Source organism: Pectobacterium wasabiae CFBP 3304, from assembly GCF_001742185.1.
In the GTDB taxonomy this organism is placed as follows: Bacteria; Pseudomonadota; Gammaproteobacteria; order Enterobacterales; family Enterobacteriaceae; genus Pectobacterium; species Pectobacterium wasabiae.
The window spans coordinates 956,225-969,619 of sequence record NZ_CP015750.1 but is presented as its reverse complement, the minus strand read 5'-3'; the positions used below and the strand labels follow the sequence as shown (position 1 = coordinate 969,619).

Annotated in this window: 10 protein-coding genes; 9 read left to right on the top strand and 1 reads right to left on the bottom strand. The window is 51.6% G+C overall.

Going from position 1 to position 13,395, the window contains the following annotated elements; genetic code table 11:
- The first annotated feature begins 10 nt into the window (after nucleotides 1-10).
- Nucleotides 11-916: a transcriptional activator NhaR gene (nhaR, locus tag A7983_RS04320; protein WP_005973215.1), complete on the top strand. Its 906-nt coding sequence runs from the start codon at nucleotides 11-13 to the stop codon at nucleotides 914-916.
- 67 nt (nucleotides 917-983) lie between these two features.
- On the opposite strand, the gene rpsT is transcribed toward nhaR, so the two are convergent.
- Nucleotides 984-1,247, bottom strand: a complete 264-nt coding sequence (rpsT, locus tag A7983_RS04315) for a 30S ribosomal protein S20 (protein ID WP_005973217.1) — start codon at nucleotides 1,245-1,247, stop codon at nucleotides 984-986.
- A 425-nt stretch (nucleotides 1,248-1,672) separates the two neighbouring features.
- On the opposite strand from rpsT, the gene ribF reads away from it, so the two are divergent.
- The 8 genes from ribF to carB all read left to right on the top strand — a co-directional run bounded on the left by ribF (nucleotide 1,673) and on the right by carB (nucleotide 13,367).
- Nucleotides 1,673-2,614 carry a bifunctional riboflavin kinase/FAD synthetase gene (gene ribF / locus A7983_RS04310; protein ID WP_005973219.1) on the top strand — a complete coding sequence of 314 codons (942 nt, stop codon included), beginning with the start codon at nucleotides 1,673-1,675 and terminating at the stop codon, nucleotides 2,612-2,614.
- Nucleotides 2,615-2,644: 30 nt separating this feature from the next.
- Nucleotides 2,645-5,458 (top strand): isoleucine--tRNA ligase, encoded by a 2,814-nt coding sequence (gene ileS, locus A7983_RS04305; RefSeq protein WP_005973221.1) that lies wholly within the window; start codon nucleotides 2,645-2,647, stop codon nucleotides 5,456-5,458.
- Complete coding sequence (gene lspA / locus A7983_RS04300) at nucleotides 5,455-5,970, top strand: signal peptidase II (protein WP_086002477.1); 516 nt, start codon at nucleotides 5,455-5,457, stop codon at nucleotides 5,968-5,970. Before ileS ends, lspA begins: the two co-directional genes overlap by 4 nt.
- The gene (gene fkpB, locus A7983_RS04295) at nucleotides 5,970-6,443 is read left to right on the top strand and encodes an FKBP-type peptidyl-prolyl cis-trans isomerase (protein WP_005973225.1); all 474 of its coding nucleotides are present in this window, start codon (nucleotides 5,970-5,972) and stop codon (nucleotides 6,441-6,443) included. The genes lspA and fkpB overlap by 1 nt, the downstream gene beginning before the upstream one ends.
- A complete protein-coding gene (ispH, locus tag A7983_RS04290; RefSeq protein WP_005973227.1) occupies nucleotides 6,424-7,374 on the top strand; it encodes a 4-hydroxy-3-methylbut-2-enyl diphosphate reductase in 951 nt (316 codons plus the stop codon). The genes fkpB and ispH overlap by 20 nt, the downstream gene beginning before the upstream one ends.
- Nucleotides 7,375-7,712: 338 nt before the next feature.
- Nucleotides 7,713-8,534 carry a 4-hydroxy-tetrahydrodipicolinate reductase gene (dapB, locus tag A7983_RS04285; protein WP_005973229.1) on the top strand — a complete coding sequence of 274 codons (822 nt, stop codon included), beginning with the start codon at nucleotides 7,713-7,715 and terminating at the stop codon, nucleotides 8,532-8,534.
- A 445-nt stretch (nucleotides 8,535-8,979) separates the two neighbouring features.
- Entirely contained in the window at nucleotides 8,980-10,128 is a 1,149-nt protein-coding gene (gene carA / locus A7983_RS04280) for a glutamine-hydrolyzing carbamoyl-phosphate synthase small subunit (protein WP_005973231.1), read from the top strand.
- A 14-nt stretch (nucleotides 10,129-10,142) separates the two neighbouring features.
- Entirely contained in the window at nucleotides 10,143-13,367 is a 3,225-nt protein-coding gene (carB, locus tag A7983_RS04275; RefSeq protein WP_005973233.1) for a carbamoyl-phosphate synthase large subunit, read from the top strand.
- Nucleotides 13,368-13,395 lie beyond the last annotated feature (28 nt).

Genomic DNA, 13,395 nt, shown 5'->3' with positions numbered 1-13,395 from the left:
AGGGGCGGGTATGTCTCATTTGAATTTTAATCATCTCTACTATTTCTGGCAGGTTTATAAGTCGGGTTCCGTTGCCGGTGCGGCAGAAACGCTGTTTTTAACGCCGCAGACCATTACTGGGCAAATTAAATGTCTGGAAGAACGTTTACAGGGCAAACTTTTCAAGCGCAAAGGACGAGGGCTGGAACCGACGGAACTGGGGCAGCTCGTTTTTCGCTATGCGGATAGCATGTTCCAGCTCAGCCAGGAAATGTTGGATATTGTGAACTACCGCAAAGAATCGAATCTGCTATTCGATGTTGGCGTGGCAGATGCGTTGTCCAAACGGCTGGTAAGTAGGGTGTTGGAAACGGTCGTCACGGAACAAGAACATATCCATTTGCGCTGTTTTGAGTCGACGCATGAGATGCTGTTGGATCAGTTGAGTCAGCATAAGCTGGATATGATTCTGTCGGATTGTCCGGTGGATTCGACGCAGCAGGAAGGGTTGTTTTCACTCAAGTTGGGCGAGTGTGGTGTGAGTTTTTACTGCAAGCGCCCGCACCCTGAACACCCTTTCCCCGCCTGTCTTGAACAACGTAAATTGCTGATTCCCGGGCGTCGAACCATGCTGGGTCGTAAACTGTTGAATTGGTTTACTGCGCAGAATATTCAGGCAGATATTTTGGGTGAGTTTGATGATGCGGCGCTGATGACGGCATTCGGCATTAATAATGATGCGATTTTCGTTGCGCCATCGCTGTACGCCAATGAAATCTACCAGCAAGGGGATATCGTCGAGATTGGTAGGATCGAGAACATTCAGGATGAGTATTATGCGATTTTTGCGGCCAGAATGATCCAGCACCCTGCGGTGCAGCGCGTCTGCAACGCAGATTTCTCCGCGCTTTTCTGTGATAGAGCGGCTGCTCGGTAACAGAACAACAGACGCAAAAAAACCGGCCTGAGCCGGTTTTTTTTAGCAACGACACGCAGATGCGTGATTATTGCATGGCGTTGATGCGCGCAACCAGATTGGATTTATGACGTGCAGCTTTGTTCTTGTGAATCAGACCTTTACCAGCCTGGCGATCCACGATAGGTTGCATGTCATTAAACGCTTTCTGTGCCACTTCTTTATCGCCAGTAGCGATCGCCGCGTATACTTTCTTGATGAAAGTACGCATCATTGAGCGACGGCTTGCATTATGCTTACGGCGCTTCTCAGATTGTACGGCGCGTTTCTTAGCTGATTTGATATTAGCCAAGGTCCAACTCCCAAATATATTCAATCGAGGACAATTCAAAGGCCGTGGAATATGCTCGTTTAGCCTTCGTTTGTCAATGGATTTGTGCAAATAAGCGTCGTTTGTACGTCGACACTTGTTACGTTGTGATGGCGCAGGATTTTAGCAGCTTCACGCGGTGGAATACAGCCTTTCGCATCATAATTTCATCCTGAATTTGATAAAGCCCTGTCTACTCTCGGTAAAGTTGGATTGTATGGGACATCTACTATCTGGATATTCTGCATATGAGCCTCATTCATCGATGATTCAGCTAAAAAACGTACAAATACTGGCACGATTTATAGGGTGACTGCAAAAGGCGCGAATCGCGGGTTAACCTTACTCGCTGTACAAGGTATAATCCGCCAATTTCCATAATTTTAACCCTTTGTTCTGGGCCAGCCATGCAGCTAATTCGCGGTATACACAATCTTCGGGCACACCATTATGGCTGTGTGCTCACTATTGGTAATTTTGACGGCGTGCACCTCGGACACCAAATGCTGCTTGAGCGACTGAAGCAGGAAGGTCGCGCTCGTGGGCTGCCAGTGATGGTCATGATTTTTGAACCGCAGCCGCTGGAACTTTTTGCTACGGAAAAAGCGCCCGCACGCCTGACGCGTCTGCGTGACAAGGTGAAATATCTGGCGCAGGCTGGCGTGGACTATCTGCTGTGTGTCAAATTCGACGCGTGTTTCGCCGCCAATGATGCCCAGACATTTGTCTCTTCTCTGCTGGTGAAGAAACTGGGCGTGAAGTTTCTGGTTGTGGGGGATGACTTCCGCTTCGGGGCTGGTCGTCAGGGAGATTTCCTGTTATTACAGAAGGCTGGGCGTGAATCGGGGTTCGATGTCATCAGCACCAATTCGTTCTGTAATGGTGGCAAGCGCGTCAGCAGCACGGCGGTTCGTGAGGCACTTAGTCGTGATGAGCTTGAATTGGCAGAAAGCCTGTTGGGCCACCCTTACTGCATTTCTGGGCGCGTAGAGCATGGTAAAGAGCTGGGTAGAACCATTGGGTTCCCGACTGCCAATCTACCGCTGAAACGTCAGGTTTCCCCCGTCAGCGGCGTGTATGCCGTCAGCGTTTATGGACTGGGCGAAGAACCACTGCCGGGCGTCGCCAATATTGGCACACGTCCGACCGTAAATGGTGATAAACGCCAGCAGCTTGAAGTGCATTTGCTGGACATGACAATGGACCTCTATGGTCGTCATATTGAAGTCGTACTGCGTAAAAAGATCCGTAATGAACAGCGTTTTGCTTCGCTCGATGCGTTAAAACAGCAAATCGCCGATGATGTGGTGACAGCCCGGACGTTTTTCGGGTTAAAGACACCGGTTTAATTTTTCTAGCGAAACGAAATCGAGAATCTAATGAGTGACTATAAGACTACCCTGAACTTGCCGGAAACAGGGTTCCCGATGCGTGGCGATCTGGCCAAGCGCGAACCTGACATGCTGAAACGTTGGTATGAGCAGGATCTGTACGGGATTATTCGCAATGCGAAGAAGGGAAAGAAGACCTTCATTCTGCACGATGGCCCTCCTTACGCGAACGGCAGTATTCACATTGGTCACTCAGTTAACAAGATTCTGAAAGATATTATTGTTAAATCGAAAGGCCTGTCTGGCTACGATTCTCCTTATGTACCGGGCTGGGACTGCCACGGTCTGCCGATTGAACTGAAAGTAGAACAGTTGATCGGTAAGCCGGGCGAGAAAGTCAGCGCGGCAGAATTCCGTGCCGAGTGCCGTAAATATGCAGCGGAGCAGATTGTCGGTCAGAAAGCCGACTTTATTCGTCTCGGCGTGCTGGGCGACTGGGATCGTCCTTACCTGACGATGGATTTCAAAACCGAAGCGAACATCATTCGTGCGCTGGGCCGCATTATTGAGAATGGTCACCTGCATAAGGGGGCTAAGCCAGTTCACTGGTGTGTGGACTGCGGTTCCTCGCTGGCGGAAGCAGAAGTTGAGTATTACGACAAAACGTCCCCATCCATTGATGTGACGTTTAACGCGACTGATGTGGCGGCGGTATTAGCCAAGTTTGGCGTGAGTAGCGTAGATGGCCCTGTTTCTCTGGTGATCTGGACGACCACGCCGTGGACGTTGCCAGCAAACCGTGCCATCTCACTGAACGCAGAGTTCGATTATCAACTGGTACAGATTGATGGTCAGGCGCTGATTCTGGCGGCCGACCTGGTTGAAAGCGTCATGAAACGCGTGGGTGTGACTCAGTGGGCTGTGCTGAGCGACTGCAAAGGCGCGGATCTTGAGCTGCTGCGTTTCAAACATCCATTCCTGGGCTTCGATGTCCCAGCAATTCTGGGCGACCACGTGACGCTGGATGCGGGTACGGGTGCAGTACACACCGCCGGTGGTCACGGTCCTGACGACTATGTGATCAGCCAGAAATACAATCTGGAAATCGCCAACCCGGTGGGGCCGAACGGCTGCTACCTGAGCGGTACCTATCCTGAGTTGGACGGTAAATTCGTTTTCAAAGCTAACGATCTGATCGTTGAAATCCTGCGTGAAAAAGGCATGTTGCTGCACGTAGAGAAATTACAGCATAGCTACCCGTGCTGCTGGCGTCATAAATCGCCGATCATTTTCCGTGCAACGCCACAATGGTTTGTCAGCATGGATCAGAAAGGCCTGCGTAAGCAGTCGTTGTCTGAAATCAAAGGGGTGCAGTGGATTCCGGATTGGGGCCAGGCGCGTATTGAATCGATGGTCGCCAACCGTCCTGACTGGTGTATCTCCCGTCAGCGCACCTGGGGCGTGCCGATGTCACTCTTCGTTCACAAAGAGACGGAAGAACTGCATCCGCGTACCGCTGAGCTGATTGAAGCGGTGGCAAAACGTGTTGAAGCCGATGGCATTCAGGCATGGTGGGATCTCGATCCGGCCGATGTGCTGGGCGCAGAGGCGGATAACTACGTCAAAGTGCCAGACACGCTGGACGTGTGGTTCGATTCTGGATCAACGCACGCGTCCGTGGTGGAGGCTCGTCCTGAATTCGGCGGCCACGCAGCAGATATGTATCTGGAAGGCTCTGACCAGCATCGTGGCTGGTTTATGTCTTCTCTGATGATCTCCACCGCGATTAAAGGTAAAGCGCCTTACCGTCAGGTATTGACCCACGGCTTCACCGTTGATGGTCAGGGCCGTAAGATGTCCAAGTCTATCGGGAATACCATTAGCCCGCAGGACGTGACGAACAAGTTGGGTGCCGACATTCTGCGCCTGTGGATCGGTTCAACGGATTACTCTGGTGAAATCGCCGTATCCGATGAGATCCTGAAGCGTTCTGCTGATGCCTATCGTCGTATTCGTAACACCGCGCGTTTCCTGCTGGCGAACCTGAATGGGTTCGATCCGCAGAAAGACATCGTAAAACCGGAAGAGATGGTGGTGCTGGATCGCTGGGCGGTTGGCTGCGCGAAAGCGGCGCAGGACGAGATCCTCGAAGCGTATGAAAGCTATGATTTCCATCGTGTGGTACAGCGTCTGATGCAGTTCTGCTCGATCGAAATGGGATCTTTCTATCTGGATATCATTAAAGATCGTCAGTACACGGCAAAAAGTGACAGCGTCGCACGCCGTAGCTGCCAGACCGCGCTATACCATATCTCAGAAGCGCTGGTGCGCTGGATGGCACCGATTATGTCCTTCACGGCGGATGAACTCTGGAACTACCTGCCGGGTGAACGTGCGCAGTATGTGTTTACCGAAGAGTGGTATGACGGTCTGTTCGCGCTGGATGCCTCAGAAACCATGAACGATGCGTTCTGGGCTGATATCCTGAAAGTGCGTAGCGAAGTGAATAAAGCGATCGAACAGGCGCGTAATGATAAACGCATCGGTGGATCGCTGGAAGCCTCCGTCACGTTGTACGCCGATGCGAATCTGGCGGGTAAGCTGAGCCAGTTGCAGCAGGAGCTGCATTTTGCGCTGTTGACGTCAAAAGCACGAGTGGAACGTCATGAAAATGCGCCAGATAGCGCACAGGCAACGGAACTCACCGGACTGAAAATTGCCTTAAGTGAGGCAGAAGGGCACAAGTGTCCACGCTGCTGGCATTACGAGACGGATATCGGTAGCAATGCCGAACATCCTGAAGTGTGTGGTCGCTGTGCGACTAACGTGGGCGGTAATGGCGAAGAGCGTAAATTTGTCTGATGAATAAAATTTGTTCGAGCGGATTGCGCTGGCTCTGGCTGGCGATACTGGTTTTAGTTATCGACCTTGGCAGCAAGCAGTGGATCCTCGCCCACTTTGCGCTGGGAGATACGGTGCCAGTGATGCCTTCTCTGAATCTGCATTACGCCCGTAACTATGGCGCAGCATTCAGCTTCCTGGCGGATAAAGGCGGCTGGCAACGCTGGTTCTTTGCTGGGATTGCGATTGCGATTGTGGTTGCTCTCGTGGTGATGATGTACCGTGGCAGCGTCAAGCAGAAGCTAAATAACATTGCCTATTCGCTGATTATCGGCGGTGCACTGGGCAATCTGTTTGACCGGACATGGCACGGCTTTGTCGTTGATTTCATCGACTTCTATGTTGGTGATTGGCACTTCGCTACGTTTAATTTAGCCGATACCGCAATCTGTATTGGTGCGGCGCTCATCGTGCTGGAAGGGTTTTTCAGTACGCATGATGATACTGATACCGTTAAGCAAAAGGGTCACTGATGTCCGAGACTGTGCAGCACAACAGCGCGCTGCTGGTGCATTTTATTCTGACGCTGGAGGATGGCTCCACGGCCGAGTCTACGCGTGAGCGCGGCAAGCCAGCGCTGTTTCGCCTTGGCGATAGCAGCCTGTCTGACGCGCTGGAACAAAATCTGTTGGGGTTGAAGCGTGGTGATAAACGCAAGTTTACGCTACCGGCGGAGTCGGCTTTTGGGCCGACCAACCCGAACCTGATCCAGTTCTTCCTACGTCGTGATTTTGCTCAGACCGGCGTGCCGGATGTGGGCACCATTATGCTGTTCAGCGGCGTAGCCGGGAATGATATGCCGGGAATTATCCGTGATGTGACCGAAGAATCAGTTACGGTGGATTTCAACCATCCTTTATCCGGTCAGGCGATTACCTTCGATCTTGAAGTGCTGGATATCGATCCCGTACAACAGGAGGTGACACATGCAGATCCTGCTGGCTAATCCACGCGGCTTCTGTGCCGGTGTCGATCGAGCTATCAGCATTGTGGAACGTGCGCTGGAGCTTTTTGGTACGCCGATCTATGTCCGTCATGAAGTGGTACATAATCGCTATGTGGTTAATGGCTTACGTGAACGCGGCGCGATTTTTATTGAGCAGATTGAAGACGTGCCGGATGGTGCGATTCTGATTTTCTCGGCACATGGCGTTTCGCAAGCGGTACGTAATGAAGCCAAAAACCGCGACCTGACGGTGTTCGATGCAACCTGTCCTCTGGTAACCAAGGTGCATATGGAAGTGGCCAGAGCCAGTAAGAAAGGCGTAGAAGCCATTCTGATCGGGCATGCTGGGCACCCCGAAGTTGAGGGAACGATGGGGCAGTACAGCAATGCGGATGGCGGCATGTATCTGGTAGAGTCCCCCGAGGATGTCTGGCAGCTACAGGTAAAAGATGAAAGCAATCTGTGCTTTATGACCCAAACCACGCTTTCTGTCGATGATACCTATGCGGTGATTGATGCCTTGCGTGAGCGTTTCCCGCAGATTGTCGGCCCGCGTAAAGATGACATCTGTTATGCAACGACCAATCGTCAGGAAGCGGTTCGCCATTTGTCAGATAAGGCAGATGTCGTTTTTGTCGTGGGCTCTAAAAACTCCTCAAACTCCAACCGCCTTGCTGAATTGGCGCAGAGAGCGGGGAAAGCGGCTTATCTGATTGATGCTGCCGAAGATATCCAAGAATCATGGGTAGCGGGGGTTGCGCAGATTGGGGTGACCGCAGGCGCATCGGCACCGGATATTTTGGTACAACAGGTGATTCAACGTCTGAAAGAATTAGGCGGTAAGGTTGCGGTTGAAATGCAAGGGCGTGAAGAAAACATCGTCTTTGAAGTACCTAAAGAGCTGCGTGTTGAAGTTAAACAGATCGATTAGTCTGTTTCTGCAATAGGGCTTCGGCCCTATTGGCTGTTATTCCTTTCAATTTTGCCCCATCGTTATTCACTCATGAAAATGTTAATGCATAAAAATGAATTTTTATGCGTTATGCCATGTGGTTTGTTTTTAACCTTTCCTGGGTATCTCCAAGCACCTTGCGTTTTCTCACCGCTCTGAAGTGCCATTCTTAAGCCTCAACCTAGACAGTTTTGCTGATTTTCTGCGGCTTCAAACAGTATTTTCTAATCTGGCGGTAAATCCACTGGCGATAGTGCGCAGCGCCCGTTAACCTGATGTTATTTTTATGTCGTCAGGATCAAAAAGAGAGAGACATTATGAAAGATTCATCCATCCGTATTGCGGTGGTCGGTGCGGGCGGCCGTATGGGGCGTCAGTTGATTCAGGCTGTTGAGCAAATGGACGGTGTGATACTGGGGGCGGCACTCGAACGTTCTGGCTCGTCCCTGATAGGAAGCGATGCCGGTGAGTTGGCGGGGCTGGGTAAAAACGGTATCACCGTGAATGAAAATCTGGATGCCGTGCAGAATGATTTCGACATTTTGATCGACTTTACTCGCCCGGAAGGCACGCTCGCGCATCTGGCATTTTGCCGTCAGCACCGTAAAGGCATGATTATTGGGACAACCGGCTTTGATGATGCCGGCAAAGCGGCGATTAAGCAGGCTGCGCAGGATATCGGGATTGTGTTTGCAGCGAACTTCAGCGTTGGCGTCAATGTTATGCTGAAACTGCTGGAAAAAGCCGCTAAGGTCATGGGCGACTATACTGATATCGAAATCATTGAAGCACATCACCGCCACAAAGTGGATGCGCCATCTGGTACTGCGCTGGCGATGGGCGAAGCGATTGCCGACGCGCTGGGACGCGATCTGAAGTCTTGTGCGGTGTACGCGCGTGAAGGCCATACCGGTGAGCGCGATCCAAAAAGCATTGGCTTTGCTACCGTGCGGGCTGGCGATATTGTCGGTGAACATACGGCGATGTTTGCTGATATTGGCGAGCGGGTTGAGATTACCCACAAGGCTTCCAGCCGTATGACGTTTGCTAATGGTGCAGTAAGAGCAGCTATCTGGATTAATTCGAAGGAAGGTGGTCTTTTTGATATGAGAGATGTGCTTTCTTTAGATGATTTGTAGTATTTTTTTTCTATAAAGAAAATATATCTATATGAAAAAGGTGGGCTTTTTTATGTTCACCTTTGTTTTTGTTTTGTTGATTTGCTTTTAGTGTTATTACTGGTTTTTATTTGTGTTTTATTCTCTTTTTTCGTGATGGTTTACCTTCCTTACTTCCTAAATGTCCTTTATTGGTTATTTGTCACCCTTGTTTTAACAAAATTGCTTCGCAACCGTTTACTTGTCTGAGTTGATATCGCTTTTTACGTCAGTGGGCGATTATTTATTTCGGAAAGCATAAAAATAAGAGAAAAAAAGCGGTTTGGGTAGACAATTGGGAAGACCATCATTAAAATGCGCCCAATTTGCCAAAAATTGGCCTTACAGGTAGTTTTTGCATTGATTTAGTGGCTCGAATCTGAATTAATATGCAAATAACGTGATTGTTTATTCCTTGGAGGGTGTTTTGATTAAGTCAGCGCTATTGGTTCTGGAAGACGGAACCCAATTCCACGGTCGGGCCATTGGGGCAGAAGGATCGGCAGTGGGGGAAGTGGTCTTCAATACGTCGATGACCGGTTATCAAGAAATCCTTACTGATCCTTCCTATTCCCGCCAGATTGTCACTCTCACTTATCCCCATATCGGTAATGTTGGCGCTAATGCCAACGATGAAGAATCCCCCTCTGTACAGGCTCAAGGTCTGGTTATCCGCGATTTACCTCTGATTGCCAGCAACTACCGTAGTGAAGAAAGCCTGTCTGAATACCTCAAGCGCAACAACATCGTCGCCATCGCCGACATCGATACCCGTAAACTGACCCGTCTGCTGCGTGAAAAAGGCGCACAGAACGGCTGCATCATCGCTGGCGATGCGCCGGATGCGGCTGTCGCGCTGGAGAAAGCGAAAGCCTTCCCTGGTCTGAAGGGGATGGATCTGGCAAAAGAAGTGACGACGGCAGAAAGCTATAGCTGGTTACAGGGAAGCTGGACGCTGGAAGGCGAATTGCCTGCGGCGAAAAACGAAAGCGAGCTGCCTTACCACGTGGTGGCTTATGACTACGGTGTGAAACGTAACATTCTGCGTATGCTGGTGGATCGCGGCTGTCGCCTGACGGTTGTTCCGGCGCAGACACCTGCTGAGGACGTACTGAAGCTTAATCCAGACGGAATTTTCCTCTCTAACGGCCCGGGCGACCCGGAACCGTGTGACTACGCGATTCGCGCGATCAAAACCTTCCTGGAAACGGATATTCCGGTATTCGGTATCTGTCTGGGTCACCAACTGCTGGCACTGGCGAGCGGTACCAAGACCATCAAAATGAAGCTGGGTCACCACGGTGGTAACCACCCAGTCAAAGATCTGGATAACAACTGTGTGATGATCACCGCGCAGAACCACGGTTTTGCGGTTGATGAAGATAACCTGCCTGACACGCTGCGCGTCACGCATAAATCCTTGTTTGACCATACGGTTCAAGGGATTCACCGCACGGATAAGCCAGCGTTCAGCTTCCAGGGGCACCCAGAAGCTAGCCCTGGCCCGCATGATGCCGCGCCGCTGTTCGACCACTTTATTGACTTGATTCAGACTTACCGTTCTTCAGCTAAATAATCAGGAGCGAGAAAATGCCAAAACGTACAGATATTAAAAGCATCCTGATTCTGGGCGCAGGCCCGATTGTCATCGGCCAGGCGTGTGAGTTTGACTACTCGGGCGCACAGGCATGTAAAGCGCTGCGTGAAGAGGGTTACCGCGTTATTCTGGTGAACTCCAACCCAGCAACCATCATGACTGACCCGGAGATGGCCGATGCGACCTACATCGAGCCAATTCACTGGGAAGTGGTGCGTAAGATTATTGAAAAAGAGCGTCCAGATGCGGTGCTGCCGACGATGGGCGGCCAGACCGCACTGAACTGTGCGCTGGAGCTGGAACGCAAAGGTGTGCTGGCAGAATTCGGCGTCACCATGATTGGTGCAACGGCAGATGCGATTGATAAAGCAGAAGATCGTCGCCGCTTTGACGTCGCAATGAAGAAAATTGGCTTAGATACCGCACGTTCCGGTATTGCACACAATATGGAAGAAGCGCTGGCTGTTGCGGCTGACGTCGGCTTCCCGTGCATTATCCGTCCTTCCTTTACGATGGGCGGCACCGGTGGCGGTATCGCTTACAACCGTGAAGAGTTCGAAGAGATCTGTGAACGTGGGCTGGATCTTTCGCCAACCAAAGAGCTGCTGATCGATGAATCACTGATCGGTTGGAAAGAGTATGAGATGGAAGTGGTGCGTGATAAGAACGACAACTGCATCATTGTCTGCTCAATCGAAAACTTCGATGCGATGGGTATCCACACCGGTGACTCCATCACCGTTGCGCCAGCGCAAACGCTGACGGATAAAGAATATCAAATCATGCGTAACGCCTCGATGGCGGTACTGCGTGAAATCGGTGTAGAAACGGGTGGCTCCAACGTTCAGTTCTCGGTAAACCCGAAAACCGGTCGCCTGATCGTTATCGAAATGAACCCACGCGTATCACGTTCTTCTGCGCTGGCGTCTAAAGCGACGGGTTTCCCGATTGCGAAAATTGCGGCCAAACTGGCTGTCGGCTATACGCTCGATGAGTTGATGAATGACATCACAGGTGGCCGTACACCAGCGTCCTTCGAACCCGCTATCGACTACGTTGTTACTAAGATCCCACGTTTCAACTTTGAAAAATTCGCCGGTGCCAATGACCGTCTGACCACACAGATGAAATCTGTCGGTGAAGTGATGGCGATTGGTCGCACACAGCAAGAGTCTTTGCAAAAAGCACTGCGTGGTCTGGAAGTGGGCGCAACGGGCTTCGATCCGAAAGTTGATTTGGACGATCCTGAAGCGTTGACCAAGATCCGCCGCGAGCTGAAAGATGCCGGTGCCGAGCGTATCTGGTACATCGCGGATGCTTTCCGTGCGGGGATGTCCGTCGATGGCGTGTTTAACTTGACCAACGTCGATCGCTGGTTCCTGGTGCAGATTGAAGAGCTGGTGCGTCTGGAAGAGCAGGTTGCAGAGAAAGGCGTAACTGCACTGGATGCCGATTTCCTGCGCACGCTGAAGCGTAAAGGCTTTGCCGATGCGCGCCTGGCGAAACTGGCTGGCGTGGCGGAAAGCGAAATTCGCAAGCTGCGCGATAAATTCGACCTGCATCCGGTCTATAAGCGTGTCGATACCTGTGCGGCTGAATTCTCTACCGATACGGCGTATATGTACTCCACGTATGAAGAAGAGTGTGAAGCCAACCCGACTCAGGATCGTGACAAAATCATGGTGCTAGGCGGCGGGCCGAACCGTATTGGTCAGGGGATTGAGTTTGACTACTGCTGTGTCCACGCTTCGCTGGCGCTGCGTGAAGATGGTTATGAAACCATCATGGTCAACTGCAACCCTGAAACGGTTTCAACAGACTACGATACGTCTGATCGGTTGTACTTCGAGCCAGTAACGTTTGAAGACGTGCTGGAAATTGTCCGTATCGAGAAGCCGAAAGGCGTTATCGTGCAGTACGGTGGTCAGACGCCGCTGAAACTGGCGCGTGCGCTGGAAGCTGCCGGTGTGCCGGTTATTGGCACCAGCCCGGACGCGATTGACCGTGCAGAAGACCGCGAGCGTTTCCAACAGGCCGTTAATCGTCTGGGGCTGAAGCAACCTGCTAACGCCACGGTAGCGACGATTGAGCAGGCGGTAGAAAAAGCGCGTGGCATCGGCTACCCGCTGGTTGTCCGTCCTTCTTATGTACTGGGCGGTCGTGCGATGGAAATCGTGTATGACGAAATCGACCTGCGCCGCTACTTCCAAAACGCGGTTAGCGTATCCAACGATGCGCCAGTTCTGTTAGACCGCTTCCTTGACGATGCTATCGAAGTTGACGTCGATGCCATTTGCGACGGTGAACGTGTACTGATTGGCGGCATTATGGAACACATCGAGCAGGCTGGGGTTCACTCCGGCGACTCGGCTTGTTCACTGCCGGCTTACACGCTGAGCAAAGAAATTCAGGACGTGATGCGTCAGCAGGTTGAGAAACTGGCATTTGAACTTTGCGTTCGCGGCCTGATGAACGTGCAGTTCGCGGTGAAGAACAACGAAGTTTATCTGATTGAAGTGAACCCACGTGCAGCGCGCACCGTACCGTTTGTCTCGAAAGCGACGGGCGTTCCGTTGGCCAAAGTCGCGGCACGCGTGATGGCAGGCAAAACGCTGGCTGAGCAGGGCGTCACCAAAGAAATCATCCCGCCTTACTACTCGGTGAAAGAAGTGGTGCTGCCGTTCAACAAATTCCCTGGCGTTGACCCGATTCTGGGGCCAGAAATGCGTTCGACCGGTGAAGTGATGGGCGTTGGCCGCACGTTTGCTGAAGCGTTTGCCAAGGCGATGCTGGGCAGCAGCTCACACATGAAGAAAACCGGACGTGCACTGCTGTCGGTACGTGAAGGTGATAAAGCTCGGGTGGTGGATCTGGCGGCCAAGTTGTTGAAGCACGGTTTTGAGCTGGATGCGACGCACGGCACGGCGATTGAACTGGGTGAGGCTGGTATTAATCCGCGTCTGGTGAACAAAGTGCATGAAGGTCGTCCGCACATTCAGGACCGTATCAAGAACGGCGAGTACACCTATATCGTTAACACCACCGCAGGGCGTCAGGCGATTGAGGATTCCAAGTTGATTCGCCGCAGTGCGCTGCAATACAAGGTGCATTACGACACCACGCTGAACGGTGGTTTCGCTACCGCGATGTCGTTGACGGCAGATCCGACGGAGAAGGTGACTTCCGTGCAGGAAATGCATGCGATGATTAAAGGCTGATAGCCCTATCTCGATAGGTTGTAAGCTG